We start from the raw sequence: 19,350 nt of genomic DNA on the forward strand, positions 1-19,350 counted from the left end.
CATTTCAAGTACAGGTTACAGACGATCTTGGAATAAAGTCAGTTAAAATGCAAATTGATCAAGGGCCAATGTATACAATGGATTTAAATCCTTTAACTGGGTATTATGAGTATATTCACGATTTAACGACTGAAATCAATGGATATCGAATCCTTAACATCACGGTAATTGATAATGATGAGAATCAACACACTGAACATTCAAAAGTAGGTTTTACTGTTATTGGTGGTCAAGAAGGACCAACAGTCAGTAACCCTCCAGAATGGAATCCTTCACTTTCAGATCTCCCAGAAAATCTCAGTGATTATCTTTCTGCGGGTAATTTAGTGAACTATAACCCAGTTTCTAAAGAAATTTATTTTAAAATAGCAGCTAAAGACGATCGGAAGATAACTAATGTTGATTTAAAAATTTATGTCATAGAGGAGTTTAGTTCTATTACAGGGAATCCTGAACTGGGTAGAATGGTAATAGACAATAAAATGACACTAATTGGGACAGAAGCAGAGTGGGTTCTATATGAATACTCATGGGATAGTACCATGGACGCGGATGATTATTATCTTTGCGAAATTGATGTACAAGATGATGATACAATTGTAAATCACCTCTACATTAAAATTATACTACAAACAGATAATGTAAAAGATGAGGGGCCAACTCTTGCAGGAATTCCAGGTTTCCATCTTGAAATAATAGTAATCGGTCTGATGATTTGCTATTTCAAGAAAATCCATTTCAAAAGGAAAGAATACCATAGATAGTAATAACAGATTCTATGCTTTCCTAATTTCTCTTTTTCTTCTGATAATCTTATTGACCAATTAAATTTGGAGACAAGTATTTCTTTATGTAATATATTCCCGTATTGCTTGATTTAGAAATATAAAAACTTAAAAATTCAAACTCTGTCTCATAGTTCTAATCGAATAATAATGTTCTCGTTCATGTTCAATAAATCGTCTTAGAACCTTATGAGCTGTCCATGGTTCCTCAGGGTGATTGGTGTATGCGTCTCTTGTAAATATCATTGCTCCTTTTTGAACAATTAAATCTTTGAGTACATTAATACATCCTTTTCTGACAACCTCAAGTCGTTCAACAATTGGCTTCTGATCAAGACAGTCTACAGACATTCCAACATGTTTCTCGTAGATAAAATCAGCTTCTTTTCCCAATCTAGACTTATACCACTCTTCAGCATTACAGATGTGGTTCAAGACTTGAATTATGGTACGATTACTATGAGATACTTGTACAGTCATTTTTTCAGGCGGAATGTCTCTAATAAGTTCTAATAAAGTCTTTCTGGAATATCCCATTAACTTGAAATAAATTTTCAACCTTTCCGAGGAAACTGCTGGTTTGTCATGTTCAAAAAGAGCCACAGCTCCTCCAGATTCTCCCAATTGAGGGATATTTAAAATCTCTTCTTTTATGATTATTTTATCAAGAAGAATCCCTGAAAGGTCTTCTTTAAATCTTTTCAACCATAAAATATACTCATGCTTCTCTGTTTTTAAATTCAGTATTAATTCTTCTCTAGAATTGGCTTTTGCTATAGAACCTGGTAAATTAATGATTCTACCATACCATTTCCCATTCGTTCCGTTTTCTATAGCCGCATATTGCACGGTTGAAACCTCAGAACTTCAAATTGAATAATATAGATTAAGTAAAAATAATTTGGTCTCTTTAATTAAACCATGGTTGATTTGATATACGAAAGAAGGGAAGTAAAGAACATAAGCTTAGATTAGAGAATTGAAAAAGAAGAGATACAGTCATTACTTTGACAACAGGAAACTCTTATATAATTATTTAAAAGTTAGTCGGTGAATCAACTGAGAAAAGAATTCTTTACCATTCTCCTAATCATTTTTACTGAGGTATTAGGATGGAGCTTAATTTTACCGTTTTTACCTTACCTAGCGACTGATCTTGGAGCTTCCCCTTTTATGGTAGGATTTATTATTGCATCCTTCGCACTTTGTCAATTCATTTCTTCACCGATAATTGGAAAACTGAGTGACAAATATGGACGAAAACCTCTACTATTGATTAGCCAATTTTCGACGGTAGTTGGTTTTACTTTGTTAGGTTTAGCCAATTCGCTCTTTATTGTCTTGTTATCTCGTGTTATTGATGGACTTTTAGGTAGTAATATGACTTTATCCAGAGCATATCTAGGTGATATCATCCGAAACGAAGATCACAAAACCCAGACAAAATTATTTGGTTATATGAGTACTGTATTTGGTTTAGGTTTCTTTATTGGTCCAGCTATGGGAGGATATTTAGCAACGATTGATTATAGTATTCCTTCATTTTTAGCTGCTGGAATTTCTATTATCACATTATTCATGGTTTTTTTCCTACTAGAAGAAACTGTGACAAATAACAAGGGATTAAATATTTCTTTTAATGATATTATTCCAGTTAAGGATCTTATAATTAGTTTTTCTAATAAAAGGTTCCGTTTGATTTTATTTTACTTCTTTGCTTTTGTATTATCATTTTCATTAATAACAGCCAATCTTGGCCTTTTTTCAGAATATCAACTACAAGTGGGTCCTGAAGCCGTTGGTATTTATCTCATGTTTGTAGGATTAATTAGAATATTATTTCAACTAAGTATTTTCCCGAAATTGGTCAATGTATTATCTAGAGAAAAATTACTAATCTCTGGGCAAATATTATTGATTTTAGCCTTTTCACAAATTGCCTTCATTAAATCAGGTATCTTTATGTTTGTCATTATGGGAATGTTTAGTCTTGGAGCCGGTACTATTCGGCCTACATTAACCAGTGAAATTAGTATACGAACAGATCTAACAAACCGTGGAAAAGTAATGGGAGTTGCTGACTCTCTTCAAAGTATTTCCCAAGTTCTAGCTCCCCTGATAGGGGGATTTATTATTGAAAGGGTTTTTCCGGGATCTTTAGGGATTTTATCTTTTCTGATCCTATTTCCTTCAATTATAGTGTCCGTATTTTTATTTTTAAATAAGAAAAAAATCATTACTGTTGAAGAATTACCTTCAAGTCTTCCTGATTAACAAACTATGTTTATAATACTATTTAAATTCCCCCTAGTATTTTTTGAATTTATTGAATATTTTAATTTAAAAATGTAAAATATTTAACTTTGTAAGTTTATAGCTGGATTGATTCATGAGGGATAACTAATGTCAGAAATAATGAATCCGAGTAAAGAAAAGATTTTACAGTACCTTTTAGTCACACCTGCGAGAGAGGAGAATTTTAAAGGAAAAACAATTAATGAAATCGCCGCTGAAGTTGATTTAAGTACCAATGCAGTACGTAAGTATCTATTTGAGCTAGAATCAGGTGATTACATCGCAAAAAAAGTTGAAAAACAAGATATAGGAAGACCAGTTGTACGTTATTCTCTTCGTAGCAAAGCATTGGACCTTTTTCCTAAGTTTTATGCTGAATTCACAATATCATTAATTGATGAGTTGAAAAAAGAACTGGGCGAATCACGAATGCATAAAATCCTTACTAATGTTGGACAAACAATTGGAAAAGATATAAAAATTGATTACGCCAATCATGAGGATATAACCATTGAGCAGCGGATAATTACTTTAGTGAAGATTTTTGAAGATTTTGGAAAATATCCTACAATATCTGAGGATGATGAATTTTATTATATCAGAAATAGTAATTGTTTACTCTTTAGCGTAGTTAAAGAACATTCCATATTATGTGAAGTTGATCAAAATATTGTTGAAGTTTTACTTGGCTCTAAGGCAGAAAAACAACAGTGTTTAAAGAATGAAGATGGATTTTGTCAATATCGGGTCAAAAAAGTGTAATTACCTTACATTATTCCTTTTTATAAATTAACTTTCTTTTAATTTTAATGTAATTGTTATTTATTCCAACTGGATGTTTCGGAAGGCTTTAAGGATAATCTTTCTTCTCCTTATTGAAGAATATGATAGAAGTAAAAAGGGATAAGATCCTTCATTCAGATCAATCAGTAGTTGAGGATATCGCTGTTGTTCTATTCCTCTCGTCTACACTATTTGCATTATCTGAAATGTCAGGATTCTTAACATCTTCGTTGACTATTCTCGATTATCCTTTTTCTTCAATCATTCCTATGTTTATGGTTTTATTTTCTTTACTAGGATTCATGGGAACATTAACTAGCTCAAAAATGAATATAATAATAGCATTAATTGCCATAGGATTTGATTTGCTGATTCAATGTATATTACTAATAATAACTCCATCTTTGACCATATTTATTCCATCATTAACCATTATTCTTCTTTTATCGAGTATTCTTGTATGTGGAATGATAGTTCTGAATCAACTCCAACATAGCTATGTATCAGCTACTACTCATAAACTTGAAGGTATAAAGGAAACAGAATTTGCCATTGAAGTTAAAAATCTCACCAGAAAATATAATTTAGGCCTGGGACTAGAAGTTTTTGCTTTAAGAAATGTCAATTTACAAATCCGAAAAGGGGACTTCATTGCAATTATGGGCCCTTCAGGAAGTGGTAAATCGACTCTTTTGAATTGTTTGGGTGCCTTAGATCGAGCCTCAAGTGGAGAAATTTATATTGATGGTATTGAAATTTCTTCTTTGGATGATGAAGGATTAGCTTGGCTAAGAAACCGTAAAATTGGTTTTATCTTTCAAGCATACAATTTGATCAATCGTTCAACTGTCGGAGAGAATGTTGAAGTCCCTTCTTTAGTAACTCCTCTCAGTCCCGAAGAACGAAAAATGAAAGCAAGAAAACTCCTACACACTCTCGGGATAGGAGATAAATACGACCGACGGCCGAAAACCTTAAGCGGGGGAGAACAACAACGAGTTGCCATTGCTAGGGCATTAATGAATGATCCTACCATTTTATTAGCTGATGAGCCTACAGGAAACCTTGATAGTCGTTCGGGTTTAGTTATTATGGATCTTCTTCAAAATTTAAACCGAGATTTAGGAGTTACCATTATTGTTGTGACCCACGATCCAGAGATAGCAAACATGTCTCATCGAATCTACTACCTTAAAGATGGCACCAATGCAGGTATAAAAGAAAATATTAAATTATAAGAATGTGAATAATATGGAAAAATCTAGACTGAGGTTATTTTTCGTTTTATGTCTTATACTCTTATCTACATTTTACGGAATTAAATCAAATTTCGTTGTACACGCTCAAACAGAAGGAAATTTTCGTTTAGATCAACTTAACTGGCTAGCAGCACGAACTCCAGGAGCAACAAATGTTCCACTCCAAATTCAACTTGTAAATCTCCATAATAATACCATAACATCTGTTCTAGGAATATTATCACTTTCATTTCCATTTTCAGATAGCAATGATAACGATTTAAATGCAACATCTATTGGAGAGACTATAAGTACCTACTTTAATGTATCTCAATATTCAGTCCTCACAGGAGACCCTTTTGAATTCATCTTTAACCTAAATATTGATATAAATGCAGTCAAAGGATCTTATTCTGCAAACCTAACAATTGTTTACTTTATTATAGTAGGAACAGAATTAATTCCTAGATCTCCCACAAAATTTGAAATAATGCTAGAGATTCCAAATACACCACCAGTTATCAACTGGGTTCGCCCAACAGCTGCATTATTAGTTGTAGATCTACTTGAAACAGTAAACTTTACGGTTATATGCTTTGATAATGATAATGACTCCTTAACTTATTCTTGGAAAGTAGATGACATTCCGATTTCCAATTTGAATCGGTCTAACTTTCTTTTTATTGCACAAAATAAAGTTGGGGTACAAGAAGTCTTATTAACAGTATCTGATGATGAAACCAGTATCTCACGAACATGGATGGTAGAAACACAAGTTTCTAGTAACTCTCAACTTAGTATTGATACTCAATATCTAAAAGCAGGAACTACTACAGAGCTTTATCTAACTCTCATTAATAATTTATGGAAGGGTACGACTGATATTGACTTACAAGATCCATCTCCTTTAATTGTGCAAGGTAATTCTTCATGGACATTTTATAATGTTTCCGCAGGTACTCAAATATCATTTCCACTTAAAATATTCACTCCTATGTCAGCAATGGGAGCAACAGGTGCAGCAGTGTTTACTGTCTCTTTTAAAGATCAATATGGTACAAATTATATGGAAATTTTATCTATAGGTTTAATCATCACTGGATTCATAAGAGTATCTGTATTCAACTCAGAAATCTCAAGCGCTACTATTAATAGAGGTGGAACAGTTTTAATATCTGCTACTTTGCTTAACACTGGAAACATTAATGCAATATTTACTAATACTTCACTTAAAAATGATGAAGGAATACTCATTGAAACCAAGAATAGTAAAAGTTATTTAGGTGAACTAGAACCAGATAGCCCTCTTCCATTTACACTTAGCGCTGTTATTAATCAGAACGCTACAATTGGAAACCATCTCATTTCCTGTATTGTTTTTTATCAAGATGAGTTTTTTACTACCTATATTCTCTCTATTAATTTTACAATAACAGTTCTGTCAGCATCCACTAGCTCTAAGGAAAATTCTAATTTTCAAATTGACGAAGGAGTTATTGGTTCTGGAATAGCTGTTCTACTTGGTGTTGGGACAATTATAACGGTTAGTTATGTTTTTTATCGAAAAAAGAAAAAGTGATGTAAAAAATTGACTTCCTTCTTGAGACTTTCATGGCAGGCCTTATCAGATCGAAAGCTTCGGTCGATATTAACGATCACAATGGTTCTTATAGGATCAGCTTTAATTATTGCAGTCAATGGGATGTCAGAAGGGACCGTTGTTTATATTGAAGACCAATTTGATATTTTAAGTCCAAATATCTTAATTGCTAGTCCTCGTAGTACGGATTTACAATTGACTGATCAAGATATTGAGAAGATAAGACGGATTGATGGGATTTCTGAGGTGGTTCCTTATATTCAAAATGGAATTATTGTCTCAACAATAAATGGAGAACGAACTAGTATTGTTGTCGGAATGGAACAAGCGCAATTACCTATTATCTTCGCATCTTTTGAACTCAAGGAGGGAGAGATTGTTTCTGAGACCGATAGTTTTGGAGTTATCATGGGGATAGACCTCATTGAACCAGAGAGTAAAACTCCCCTTGCAGGTATAGGTGACGTTGTAAAATTACAGTATCAGAAATCTGATGGACGACGAGTGATTATAGAAAAGAAAAGCTTTTTTCTGCGAGGAATAATTAATGAGATTGGTGCCTCAGCGATAGGAATGCCAGTAGATGAAATGTGTTTCATCTCATTGCGAGAAGCAAATTATTTTTTTGATCGAAAAGGTATCTATGACGGATTTTACGTAGTTAGTGAAGATAAGACTCTGAATGATCAAATACGTGATAAGATTCAGGAAGAATATGATGTCTCGATCTTCAATCCAAGTACTATTGTTCGATCAATTAATAATATCAGTGGAGCAGTGGCGAATTTTGTAAACAATATCGCTATCGTATCACTTGGTGTAGCAGCTGTTGGTATAATTACTACATTATATACTTCGATGATGGAGAGAATTAAGGAAATAGGAACATTAAAAGCCTTGGGATATAAAAAAAGACAAATTCTTGCCCTGTTTTTAAATGAAGCCCTCATTATAGGGATTATTGGAGGGACAATTGGATTAGGCTTAGGTATAGTGTTGGGTTATATCATGAATGAATTGGTAACAAGGGGAGGTGAAGGTTGGAATTTAAAACCTATTTTTGAACCTCATATATTCGTATTCACTTGGGTTTTGGCAGTAGCCTTATCAATGGCATCTGGTTTTTATCCTGCTTGGCGTGCAGCGGAATTAGATCCTGTAGTTGCCTTACGAAAGGAATAACGAATTATTATTATTTTATTATCTCTACTTTACTTAAGAAAAATGGTTGTTTATTAACTCAAATCTCAAGAGACTTTTTATAGAAGAATAAACCTCGAATCTTCTCGAATAGTATTAAAAATCCAAAGATTAAAAGAATTAGTGCCTCGATAATTGAATATTTAAAGGAAAAGAATTATCAAGATATTAATATCATTAAAAAGGGAGATGAAATGAAAAAAAACTATTCTAGTTGGTTGCGAATTACCTTTTTGTTGAATTTTTTAATAGGTGCAGTTTTAGGGATTAATTCTATTCTACCCAATGATTTACGACTTGAATATACTCCTTTTGACCCCTGGTATGGTGCAGTACTTTTAACCTTCTCAATAGGATCTTTTTTAGCTTATCGTAATAATTCATGGTACGATGTCAATAGTTTTGTGAGAATTAGTATATTATTTTACGGGCTTAGCTCCCTAGCAACAATTTGGGATTCGCTTTATCATACGATTGATGGTATATATGCTTTTTATGGACTTTATCACTTTATTTTCTTCGCAGGATTTGCTATTTCCTTTTATATAGAGAATTATGTTATTGAAATTCATAAAAAAGCTGATTTAGATAATATTTAATCCTAATTGCAAAACGCTAGAAAAAATATTGTTTAAAAGAAACAGGAAATATCCCCATATACCATAATCCTTGAGGATTTAGATAATGGTCTTTGTAATGGTTAATGGAAAAGCTATATAACCAATTCCTTCACATCCCACTCTATTCGGTCTTATTCTCTCTTCATAATAGCTTTTACTATTCGTTAAAATTAAAACACTAATGAAGAATAAGGATAGGCTTTTATCTACAGATTCATTAAAAAATATTGATTCATATTTTCTCCATCTATGGATGAAAATTAAGAATTTAAAGGTGAAAAAAATATGAAAAAATTAACTTTTTTACCGTTGGTAGTGAGTATTTTACTATTATTCTCATTTTTTTCAGGTAGTAATGCTACTACACCAGCGAATATTGACCCAGGGGATACTTTCGTCTATAATATCAGTACGTGGGATGTCCCTTGGAAAGAATTGATACCCCCAGAAGAAGCACCATTTGATTTAGAAGCATTTGTTCTTGACCTCTCAGGAAGTACTTTAGGAGTCAAGGTAATGGATACCTATTCGAACGGATATTATTTACTAGATTTTTATGTCATTCTAGGAAAGACTATTGTTATTCCACTACCAGATGATACACCTCAAGAGGTCATCGATATCATTGGACCCCAATTCAACCTAGAGAAAGGTATTGGTATTGGTATTGGATCATTACCAGGAACTGACTTTATCGCAATGCTTGATGAAACAGAGGATGCCGGTGGAGTACCCTTCTATCTTAATCCTACTGAATGGAACCGATATGCAGATGAATTGTCCAATTTATCCAGTTCAGAAGTCACTGTCACAATAACAAATGAAGCAGGTTCAGATTTTAGTGTCAAAATTGATGGAACCACTCCTGATGGAGTAAACATTGTAGTGACAGCTGTATGGTTCCGAGAAGGAGAAAATCCAGGTGTTTTTAAGAGTATAACAGGAACTGTTGATGGAGATATTACTGGTGATGGAATTAGTAATCATCTTGAGTTAGCTCTTACATTCACTGAAAAACAACAGAATCCTCTTCCCCCAGAGATAACGAATTTAAATGATATAGTAGTTAGTTTACCAACAGCTGAAATGACCTATTCTATTACTGGATTTTCTACAGCAACAAACGATCAGATTGATGATGCTCTAACTTATGCTCAAGATTTCATCAATGACCTTAACGGAGTGAATGTTTTAAAATATGATGTTGAAGCTACTACAGGATGTTACTATAGAACAAGGATAGAAGTTTATGATCCTGAGCAAGCACAACTTGTGGAAACAGTAAGCGAACTTTGGTGGAATGGATTCACAGGTTTTCCAGTATACGAAGATACCTATTCTATTACCCCCTACGATGCTTGGAGTCCAAGTGTAGCACTTATTCCGTTAGGAGCCCCAGGCATTACTCCTGATTGGGATATGTGGTCAGCCTCGACACATTCTATTTCTGGAATCGTGGAGATTTTAGAGAAAAGTCTTGAGTCATTCTTTACAGAAGAAAGTGTTACAGATCTAGGTATTGACCTTAATAATTACGATACACTGTATCAGCTACGGGAAAGTGGAAATATAATGTTCTTTTATTCTGAAGGAAAACTTGACATAGAATTCCACGCCAATCAAATGCAAGATAAGCCCCCAGAACTTCCATCAACTTCAATGCTATCACTTACTACCGATACTAATAGCTGGCTTGCATATACAAAGGAAGGTTTATTAGCTGGTGCAGGAGAGGACATTGTAGCTACTTTAAGTGTCACAGATATACCATTAGATGGAAGTACACCAGAAACAGGATCAGTAAATCTTGAAATTCATCTTGAGGCTCGATCAGATAGAGTTAGTAGTATTCCAGACCCAGTAAAAGCCAGTCCTTTTGGAGAGGAGAGTCCTGGACTTACTCCTGGGTTTGAATTCATCATCCCATTAGCAGTAATGGTTATTGTGGTCAGCTTCTCCAAAAAACGAAAGTAAGTAAAATTTTACTTCTTTCTATTTTTTTTTATCAATCTTATTTTTTTAATTAATAGAATTTCATAGACAAAAAAAATTCTCTTTTTAATTAATATTTAGAATAATATAAGAGTAAGATTATTTCCTTCTCTCTAGTCTATTCTTACGATATAAATATTGAATAGCAATTAATATCGCACCTATTAACAGAAAAATCAATCCAATGGGAAGAATCATAAATTCCTTTACTGAAATATTGAATTGCAATAATATTGAGGTTTGATTAAGTGAAGGAATCGTGCTAGGACCTCCTTGTTCCGATATTGAACCTAAACCCAATACAAGTAAAATCCAAAAAAAATTAAGGACTACTAGGAGAACAACCCCTAAAATGGTTTTTAAAGGGTATTTCTTCCCATTTTGAATTATGTAAATACAAAATATTATTATGATAAACCAAATTACCACTGTAACTAGACCATGTATCCAATCGGCCTCACTTGCCATATAAGTGTCTGGTAAGAAATTCCATTTCCCAAGAGATTGTTGAAAAGGCAAAAATTGATATATTTCTTCAGTCTTATTCCCAATAAACACAATATTACTTCTGATTTCATTGATAATATGTTGAAAGGTGAAAAATGGATTTTGGGCAATTGTGATTTTAACATCAACCAAGGCTTGCCATATAATAATTATCTCAATTTTCGTCAAAGAGGAAACACTAAGGATATAAAAAGGTGAAAGGATACCAATAATTATTATGGATATTGCTATTTGGGAAAAAAAGACACGAAAAAAATTATTTAAAGATTCTTTATTAATTGATTTAACCTTTGCTTTTATTGTTGTTAGATTTATTGTTAGAAGATTCGTTTCGTTATCTGTATATTGACCCAATTGCTGATGAATGGAGGAATAACTGTAAAAAAGGATCAAAATAAGGAGAATTATTATAAGCCCATTTTGAATTAGCTTTGCCCATATATCGACAAAAAGAATTGTGTGGTCAATGAAGATAATACTACCAAATGGGATGATAGGAAGGATTAAAAAGATTGTATACAAATAATTTTTCATTTTTAATGATTTAGGCCAGCTAATTAAAAGATTCGAGTTCAGATTTTCCTTTAATGATGATATGGAAATTTTTTGATCTAGATACTTCCGAATAATATAGTAAGAGATAATTAATATTGTGAATAATACTGGAACTAAGCTAAACAATAAAATAATCTCTCTATATGGAATAAATTCAAAATGTTCAACAGATAAATAGATAAAAAGTAGGAAAAAATTAGATAAACTACTTACTAAAAAACTAAATTTTATACGCTCTGTTTTGACATAAATTGAACCTAGAAGCAAACCACTGGAAATACTGGTGATTAAATACCAACTTAAATCAGAAAAGGAAACTTCAACTAGAATATAAATTAGTAAATAGAAAGAAAATATAAGTGATGAAAGGATAATGGCAAAAATTTGATTAAAACCTCTTTTCATTAATGTAGCGATTAGTATCCGTCGAAAAATTATTTCTTCCCAGAGAGGTTTGAGTATTAAGAATATAAGAGTAAAAAGGATTAAATATGAAATATGATATGAACTCGGTTTAAAAATCGGATTTGGCCAATATATTAAATTTGCTTGGATTTCGCCAAAAAATGTTGTGAATATATTAACAATCTCATATTTAAGAACCAATATGAATGTAACAGAAATTATGATTGCAATCCCAATATTTTTATACCCATATTTGGAAGAAGAATAGCAAGAATCAAGTTTAAAAAAGTTAGAACGCAGAGATAATATTATAACTATCAAAGAAATAGATTTTCCTATTAATAAAGCAAATAGAGTCTGAATATTGGGTTGAAAAGGTTCATTCCTGAAAAAAAAATGTTCTGTAAAAGTAAGAAGGAGATCTATTAAAAAATAAATCAATAGATCGAGACAAATGAACATAATTATAAGTAAAAGGGGAAATGGAACTCTTCTATCTATTTCTGTCAGAATAGATTTCAAATGATTTCTCTCACTTAACGAAGAGAATTTTTTCTTCGAAAATTCTTATGGTTTAAACTACAAGAATTATTTTTTAAAGACTTCTAAATTTATTTAGAACAAATGAGCTTTGAAAACCTCCTCACAATATTCTAGGTTTAAAAAATCCTTTTTATCCAAAGCTATTAAAAACTGGAATTAGAGTAATCAGAAAATGTTTGATTACTTAGATTAAGTTGTTATTCGATGAGTTAATTGCCTTTAAAAGACCCTCGGTACGATTATAAAAATTCTTACTCTGAATCAAGGTATTCTTATCATATTTTTCTCGCAACTCTAAAATAATCTTAAAATTAAATCTTTTCTCAAGGTTCCACTTAAAAAAAAGAAGGTTTTAACATATAAACTACTAGGTTGAATTAACATGAATATCCTGAAACAAATAAAATATCATCTTTGGGCTGAAAAAGAATTTTCAAAAGTTTTAGAGAATATTAATCAAGATCAATGGATCACAGCTGATCAAGTATTGGGTAAATCATTACAAGATATATATATCCATAAAATTGAGGTAATGTGGTATTGGTTTACCCACGTACAGCAAAATAAGCCAACGGATCCCCCAAAATTTGAAGATATGACTGCAAAAGAACTATTGAGCTATCTTTTTCAGCAATTTGATGAGATTGAGTCTTTTGTACAAAATAATCCTAATATTCTTTTAACAATATCTCTCCCCTGGCTAAATCAACCATATATTATAACAGCATATGAACTTCTTTTTAACAATCTGAATCATCATACTTATCATCGTGGTCAGATTGCTATGTTATTAAAACGAAAAAATATTCAAGTTCCTGAAACAGATTATAACCCCTACATGTTTGTTTCTCTAGATCTAGAATAATAATCAATTTTATGAATTCTTATATCAGAAAGTCAGTGTCAGAAATAAAAAGGTTTAATAAAATGAATACATAATAATTGAAATAAAATCAGGTGAGAAATAATGGCAGTGGATAATGATGTATTATTCTCTATTTTTGACGATAAAAAGGGGCCATTAGTGTTTTATTCGACGCTTGATTCAGAGGAAGCTGCGCGAACCATAGCAGTGAAATCTTTTATTTCTATTGGAAGCATGGAAGAGAAATCAAATTTAAATCATAAACAGGCAATACTACCATTTCCAAACTTGAAAAAAATCGCATTCTTTCATATGTTTCAAATTAACAGGAAGGAGATGGATTTAGACAAAAAAAACACGTGTTGGGTAACTCTAACTTATCTAGAAGATATCAAAGAATCTGAGAATTTCTATCAAAAAATCCCTCTGCTTGAAAAAGAATGTTTTAAAACAGCAAAAATGATCCAAAAGAGTTTCCAATACTCTAATCAAAATTTTGAACTGGATCAAAGGATTATTGATAGTTTTGACACGTTAAAGCAGTTTAAAGCTAATTCCCGATCAACAACAGAAGCCTTAAAATTTGAAGAAATTAGACACGAGGATCTTAAATTTTTAATCGAGTATTTCTCAGCAGATCTAGCGTCAATCATTTATTCGTTGATGTTAGAAGAGCCATTGATTATAATTTCTGATATTAAAGAAATAGTGGATCGTGTTGTTAATTCATTGAATATCCTTGTTCCTCATCGTTTACTAACACATGAATACATTATTCAATATGCAGATCCTAGTACAAGGGATCTCCTTATTTGCTCCTCTCAGGTTAATTTTTTAAATAAATATTCAAATATTACTCAAATTCATGTTGATAAAAGAAAGGTGGTATCGCGGAAAAAGAATCTCTCTTCCTTAGAAAATCTAATTAAAACTCTTAAGATTGCTCCTTTAGAATTACAGACAAAAATTTACCATAAATTCCTTGATAAACTTCTTAATAAAGTAACAATATTAATTGAATTGTGTGAAAGAGAACAGGTCACAAGGGAAGAGATCTCTAACTTCCGTAAGAATCTACAGTCTGATGAACTGAATATTGTTATTTCAATTGTCCAAAATTATGCGCCTCATTTCCAAGATAAATTATTCCATTTTGCAAGAGGAGTCTAAGTATCAAAGCCCTAAATTCAGGAAAAAAGAAAATAGGTGAGAAATTTTTTTTACTTTGTTCTTCTCTAAATTTTAATTATTCAATGTAATTTCTCACTTTGTTGAGAGCCTTCTACGTTTTAAAAGTAAGAATCCTCCCAAGGCTAAACCTAGTAGTACGATTCCTAGATCAAATCCGGGAGTAGGTGACTCAAAAGGATTTACTAGAATTCCTACTTTATATGAAAAATATGATCCTGTTATATCATATTTTTCTCCAACATTACCTCGTTCATCCCAGGCTTTTAAATACCATAAAACTACTGTATTATTTACCTGTTTAGGTATATTTGCGTGCCACACCTCAGGAAGTCCTGAATATTCTGTTAAAGACGTTGATCTCCAGCTAGTCCCATTATCAATCGAATAGTAAATAAACGCATCTGAAATTCCACCTTCTTCTTCAATTTTTACGGTGACTAATGGATTATCCATTGGAGTAGGTCCTTTGAAATCTTGGTCAGTATCATAAATAATCGTTGGATAACCAAATTGAGGAGGGATATAATCAATAGTATTATGTTCTATTGGTTTAGAAGTTGAACAAAAGTCTTTTTCTGTTTTGAAAATATACGTACCAAAGTTTTTGTCAATTCCAACTCTTTGTACAATTGAATCTGTTGTTTCGTCATCACGGACAGTATAGCTAGTCTTAATCGTATTCCCCGCATTCATTTCTGCATAAATCTTTGTATTCAGGGATAAATCTACTGTTCCTTCCACATATGCTCCACCTGCTATAAGTTTAGCTTGTGTTTCACTTTCGATGCCTATGGAAATAGAACTAGTTATAGTTTTGGTGCTAGTAACTTCATGAGTATTAGTATAAGTTCCTCCTCCATCACTTATAAGGATACCACCTATCCATTCGACTTGATCTTCGGGATAATCTTGATGTACTGGATTTAACTGCTTCCATCCATCGGGAGCAGTATAATCACTAAGATAGGCCTCAGCGTCTCGTAAAATACCCCACCAAAGGTGAGGGTCGTAGTATACCTCTGTTCCATTGTAGTACTCAATATAATGAATGGTGAGAACATATTTGAACCTCCAAAGTTCACCCCAATACCGATCACCATATCCAGGGCCGATAAAATCAACTGCAGAGGAGGAATCAGAGGAAGATAAGAAAGTACTATCAATTATCTCAAATCTTGCATCGAATCCTAAACTTGCTTCAGTTGATAACGAAAGTTTCGTAGAAGCTGATCCACCTGTCTTGAAAAGTCCAAAGAAGTTACTTTCTTGTTCGATACCAATTTCTATTCCAGTTGTTAGGCTCGATGTAATTTCACATCCAATTCCTATTGAGAATAAAGATGATTCTTCATAGCTTGAAAAGCTACCATCACCATTCGGATCATGCAAAATCAAGTATAATTTTTTCCCGAGATCAATTTCATTTTCCTTAAGTACTTCAAATCTCACCGCAACCTCTTTTTCAAATCTAAAATGACGTATTGCGCTTGAAATTTCTATATCTATAGAGTTGTACCCTTTTAGTTTTCCTTCTACAATCCCGTGAAAGCTGTCATTATATTGAAATGTAACTGATCCAGGACTCGTTACTACTCCCATATCTAATCCATTAAGTTCTAATGTGACATAAGCAACATCAGTTCCTTTTGAATAAGTAAAGTTAAAAGTTTCAGACTCATTTCCTGGATTAAAAGTAATTGTGTCATTTTCATCCGGTGATTCCCAAATTACTTCCACGATCAATCGCCTAAATACAAATGTACGAGTTTTTTGGACTACTTCAACATCATTTGAGTTAAAACCTTTTAAGGTAGCATAAATAAAGCCTTGAAAGTCTTGGAAGGTAAATAAAACAGTTCCAGGACTAATTACTTCCCCCATATCCGTGTCGTTGAAATACAGATTTACATGATCAATATCATATCCTTGACTGAATGTAAAATTGAATTTAGCTAATCCACTAGGGCTAAAAGCAATCGTATTCCCTTCAGAGGGAGAATTCCATGCTAAACTATAGTCTAATCTTCTAAAACTAAAAGAACGAGAGTCAGAAGCGACTAAATTTGATCCTTTATAACCTTTCAAAGTAGCTGCTATAGTTGAGCCAGCTAAAGGTGCTCCATTTAAAGTGACCTGAAATATTGCTGAAGTATCTAAAATGTCAAAAGTTTGACTCCCAATCTCTAATTTTGCATCATCTAGATTCACATAGCTCCAATCGAAAGAAAAAGTGAAGTAATCATTTATTGGACCAAAAGTGATTTCTGAGCCTGAATCTGGACTTATCCAAGCGATTTCTGAGGGTTCATCCACAATATAACTATGATACCCTGTTAAAGGAGATCTGTCTTCTGAAATTTCAGTATCAGCTACTGCTCGAGCCAAAATATAATATTCAACCAAATCATAACGATTACGAGCTGGTAATAAATTCACATATTCATAAAACCTATAAGTCTCCCATTTAACATAACTACTTCCTGTATTAGTCATTGTAACTTCTATAAAACTTCCACTATTAATTCTATAATAAAGTTTAACGCTTAAACCAGACCCACCACTATGATATACATAACAAGAAACTTCTGTAGTCTCACCTTGATCAGGTACAATAGGAGTTCTTGTATGATTTTCAACAATCACTATTGGAGGAATAGGGTATGCATTTCCCACTTGTATTCCGCTATTAAAAATAATCAACAGAATTATCAAAGATAATCCAAACATCCAACACGTTTTTTTCATACTTCTTACCATTACTTTTCACCATATATTTCATTCTTCTCAAATTTATTTATTTCATTGAATTAAGATTATCATGCTAATTATTTTTCTCTTTAATGATCCTATTGATTCATCCTAATTCTTTATGAATGTATAGCTTTATTAAAGTTATTACTTATAAATTTTTTCATTTTTTATATGTTATGACTGAAAAATTCAATCACTCCTTTAAATCTCTTGAATTAAAGTTTTTTTTGTATATTCTTGAAATACTGCGAAAAGCTATGAATTTTAATGGTATTTTCTCACAGGAACTATTTATATCAAGTTTTCCATGTAAAATAATAACCATTATATCAACTCAAATGAAATTTTCTTCTTTTATTACTTCTAACTCCAAAGGATCCTCGGGAGGGAGTTTAATAGGTATTTCTTCTTTTTTTCTATTTCTAATGATACTAAGGACAATTAATAATAATATCATGCTTATTCCAAAGAGGAAGAATAAATTCACATAATCAGCTAAATCAAAGGGTGAGAGTGTAGAAATCGGGAATGAGGGTACATTGGCTGTTTCTTTCACACTTACAATTACATCATCTGATAATCTGTTATTCCATGTATCTTCTGCAATTATCGTATAAAGATGGATTCCGATAGGAAGGCCATCGATTGAAACAGTAACAGATTGATTTTCTGTCCAAGTTTTATTCCATTCGGTCTCAATATACTGATAATTGCGTTGAATGGAATAATTTTTTGGATTCTTATCAGCAATATACCAAGTGATATTATGACCTGTAGTATTCACTAGATAGCTGATATCAGAGGGCCCTGTTATAATAGGAGGAATTAAATCTAGGCTTGAGTTCTGTTTAATAGCAAATAACGGAATCTTAAATTCTCTTGGGTGAATAATCCAATTAAATGTAGTGTTAGCCATTGGGGAATGAATGGGGGAAAAAATGATAGAAAATAAAAGGATCAATAAATGAAAAATCCTTATTATGGATCTAATATTCATGATCTTTACCCAAACATTAAATAAGTATCTTTTTTATCTAGTTATTTTAATTTGATGCATTAAATTATTTAGTTAAATCTATAAATAATTGTACAATCTTCTTCCTTTTTAATAACTGATGATGAGCTAATAAATAGTAAAAGAAAAAATTTGCGACATCTTTTGTTTGGATTATTGGATTAGGGTCATTGAGTGATAATGCAGTCCAGATCTTTTCTTTTAACAGTATATTATAGATTATTTCTAATTGTTTTGTTTCGCCTTTTTTTATATTTAAATTTGGCATTCTGTTAGAAATTATTTGGTTTAGTTCTTCAATAACCGAATTCCAGTATCTTCTTTTTTCAGCTTTATCAATAATTTCTTCTGGTGTTCCTTTTTTGAATACCATTTGTTGAAGGATGATTTTGAACTTTTCAATTTGGGATACATACTTCAAACCATACTGGTACAAATATTCTTGTATTCTTATATTTAAAGTCTTATTTAGTTGCTTCGTGATTATATTAGATTTTTTTCTATTTATAAAGTCATGAAACTGTTTTTCTCCTATAAGAGTAGATGAAGAAAGGTTGCATTGCTTTTTGATGATATCATCTATACTCTGAAATTCAGTACTCATATTTCTGAGTATATTTTCAATGATATGAAGGGAATTTCGAATAATAGTTTCTTTATTCTTCCTATAGATACAATAAATACCTGCAATTGAACCTGAATTTCGTATTCTAGAATCAGTGGAGAACTTATTAGCGATTAACCAATTATACCATACCATTCGATATTCCGTGTCTACAGGAAAAATATCTGGGCCACTTAACTGATCTATTATTGATTGCTCAACCTGTTGGGCCGTATCACCTTTAACTAAGGCAACTGATTTTGTCATTAATCTTACTGCAGTTAAATCAGGATCTTCTTTAATCTTCTCATTAAAGAAATAATCAATTGAACTAGGACCGCGATCTAAAAAATAACAGAACATAATAGAAGAAAATATCAAACTATTCTTATTCAACATTC

15 protein-coding genes are annotated in these 19,350 nt (G+C 32.0%); 10 read left to right on the plus strand and 5 right to left on the minus strand.

Annotated elements, in window-relative coordinates:
* Positions 1-764 (plus strand): hypothetical protein (locus ACWVCY_RS14400; protein ID WP_455143733.1); only part of this gene is annotated, 764 nt, incomplete at its 5' end.
* 129 nt (positions 765-893) lie between these two features.
* Here the strand turns inward: ACWVCY_RS14400 and ACWVCY_RS14405 are convergent.
* On the minus strand, positions 894-1,634 hold the full coding sequence (locus ACWVCY_RS14405; protein WP_455143735.1) for a DinB family protein: 741 nt from the start codon (positions 1,632-1,634) through the stop codon (positions 894-896).
* A gap of 201 nt (positions 1,635-1,835) precedes the next feature.
* On the opposite strand from ACWVCY_RS14405, the gene ACWVCY_RS14410 reads away from it, so the two are divergent.
* The 7 genes from ACWVCY_RS14410 (at position 1,836) to ACWVCY_RS14440 (ending at position 10,495) form a co-directional block, all read left to right on the plus strand.
* A complete protein-coding gene (locus ACWVCY_RS14410; protein ID WP_455143737.1) occupies positions 1,836-3,059 on the plus strand; it encodes an MFS transporter in 1,224 nt (407 codons plus the stop codon).
* Positions 3,060-3,188: 129 nt separating this feature from the next.
* Positions 3,189-3,842: a helix-turn-helix transcriptional regulator gene (locus tag ACWVCY_RS14415; protein WP_455143739.1), complete on the plus strand. Its 654-nt coding sequence runs from the start codon at positions 3,189-3,191 to the stop codon at positions 3,840-3,842.
* A 122-nt stretch (positions 3,843-3,964) separates the two neighbouring features.
* Positions 3,965-5,101 carry an ABC transporter ATP-binding protein gene (locus tag ACWVCY_RS14420; protein ID WP_455143740.1) on the plus strand — a complete coding sequence of 379 codons (1,137 nt, stop codon included), beginning with the start codon at positions 3,965-3,967 and terminating at the stop codon, positions 5,099-5,101.
* A gap of 13 nt (positions 5,102-5,114) precedes the next feature.
* On the plus strand, positions 5,115-6,680 hold the full coding sequence (locus ACWVCY_RS14425) for a COG1361 S-layer family protein (RefSeq protein ID WP_455143741.1): 1,566 nt from the start codon (positions 5,115-5,117) through the stop codon (positions 6,678-6,680).
* Between the two features lie 9 nt (positions 6,681-6,689).
* On the plus strand, positions 6,690-7,883 hold the full coding sequence (locus ACWVCY_RS14430) for an ABC transporter permease (protein ID WP_455143743.1): 1,194 nt from the start codon (positions 6,690-6,692) through the stop codon (positions 7,881-7,883).
* 212 nt (positions 7,884-8,095) lie between these two features.
* Positions 8,096-8,500, plus strand: a complete 405-nt coding sequence (locus ACWVCY_RS14435; RefSeq protein WP_455143744.1) for a hypothetical protein — start codon at positions 8,096-8,098, stop codon at positions 8,498-8,500.
* Positions 8,501-8,806: 306 nt separating this feature from the next.
* A complete protein-coding gene (locus tag ACWVCY_RS14440; RefSeq protein WP_455143746.1) occupies positions 8,807-10,495 on the plus strand; it encodes a hypothetical protein in 1,689 nt (562 codons plus the stop codon).
* 117 nt (positions 10,496-10,612) lie between these two features.
* Here ACWVCY_RS14440 and ACWVCY_RS14445 read toward each other — a convergent pair whose 3' ends face one another.
* Entirely contained in the window at positions 10,613-12,502 is a 1,890-nt protein-coding gene (locus ACWVCY_RS14445; RefSeq protein ID WP_455143748.1) for a CPBP family intramembrane glutamic endopeptidase, read from the minus strand.
* Positions 12,503-12,905: 403 nt separating this feature from the next.
* Here ACWVCY_RS14445 and ACWVCY_RS14450 point away from each other — a divergent pair, with 403 nt between their 5' ends.
* Complete coding sequence (locus ACWVCY_RS14450) at positions 12,906-13,388, plus strand: DinB family protein (RefSeq protein WP_455143750.1); 483 nt, start codon at positions 12,906-12,908, stop codon at positions 13,386-13,388.
* A gap of 102 nt (positions 13,389-13,490) precedes the next feature.
* On the plus strand, positions 13,491-14,558 hold the full coding sequence (locus ACWVCY_RS14455) for a hypothetical protein (RefSeq protein ID WP_455143752.1): 1,068 nt from the start codon (positions 13,491-13,493) through the stop codon (positions 14,556-14,558).
* Between the two features lie 93 nt (positions 14,559-14,651).
* Here ACWVCY_RS14455 and ACWVCY_RS14460 read toward each other — a convergent pair whose 3' ends face one another.
* From ACWVCY_RS14460 to ACWVCY_RS14470, 3 genes are all read right to left on the minus strand, one after another.
* The gene (locus ACWVCY_RS14460; RefSeq protein ID WP_455143754.1) at positions 14,652-17,336 is read right to left on the minus strand and encodes a hypothetical protein; all 2,685 of its coding nucleotides are present in this window, start codon (positions 17,334-17,336) and stop codon (positions 14,652-14,654) included.
* Between the two features lie 328 nt (positions 17,337-17,664).
* The gene (locus tag ACWVCY_RS14465; protein ID WP_455143756.1) at positions 17,665-18,327 is read right to left on the minus strand and encodes a hypothetical protein; all 663 of its coding nucleotides are present in this window, start codon (positions 18,325-18,327) and stop codon (positions 17,665-17,667) included.
* Positions 18,328-18,391: 64 nt separating this feature from the next.
* Entirely contained in the window at positions 18,392-19,348 is a 957-nt protein-coding gene (locus ACWVCY_RS14470; protein WP_455143758.1) for a hypothetical protein, read from the minus strand.
* Positions 19,349-19,350: the final 2 nt, after the last annotated feature.

The organism is Candidatus Hodarchaeum mangrovi (genome assembly GCF_975850365.1).

What these genes read in the sequence shown, in the direction of transcription:
- ACWVCY_RS14415 (WP_455143739.1), top strand. Translation starts at nt 3,189, where the DNA reads ATGTCAGAAATAATGAATCCGAGTAAAGAAAAGATTTTACAGTACCTT.
- ACWVCY_RS14420 (WP_455143740.1), top strand. Translation starts at nt 3,965, where the DNA reads ATGATAGAAGTAAAAAGGGATAAGATCCTTCATTCAGATCAATCAGTA.
- ACWVCY_RS14425 (WP_455143741.1), top strand. Translation starts at nt 5,115, where the DNA reads ATGGAAAAATCTAGACTGAGGTTATTTTTCGTTTTATGTCTTATACTC.
- ACWVCY_RS14435 (WP_455143744.1), top strand. Translation starts at nt 8,096, where the DNA reads ATGAAAAAAAACTATTCTAGTTGGTTGCGAATTACCTTTTTGTTGAAT.
- ACWVCY_RS14440 (WP_455143746.1), top strand. Translation starts at nt 8,807, where the DNA reads ATGAAAAAATTAACTTTTTTACCGTTGGTAGTGAGTATTTTACTATTA.
- ACWVCY_RS14450 (WP_455143750.1), top strand. Translation starts at nt 12,906, where the DNA reads ATGAATATCCTGAAACAAATAAAATATCATCTTTGGGCTGAAAAAGAA.
- ACWVCY_RS14455 (WP_455143752.1), top strand. Translation starts at nt 13,491, where the DNA reads ATGGCAGTGGATAATGATGTATTATTCTCTATTTTTGACGATAAAAAG.
- ACWVCY_RS14460 (WP_455143754.1), bottom strand. Translation starts at nt 17,336, where the DNA reads ATGGTAAGAAGTATGAAAAAAACGTGTTGGATGTTTGGATTATCTTTG.
- ACWVCY_RS14465 (WP_455143756.1), bottom strand. Translation starts at nt 18,327, where the DNA reads ATGAATATTAGATCCATAATAAGGATTTTTCATTTATTGATCCTTTTA.
- ACWVCY_RS14470 (WP_455143758.1), bottom strand. Translation starts at nt 19,348, where the DNA reads ATGTTGAATAAGAATAGTTTGATATTTTCTTCTATTATGTTCTGTTAT.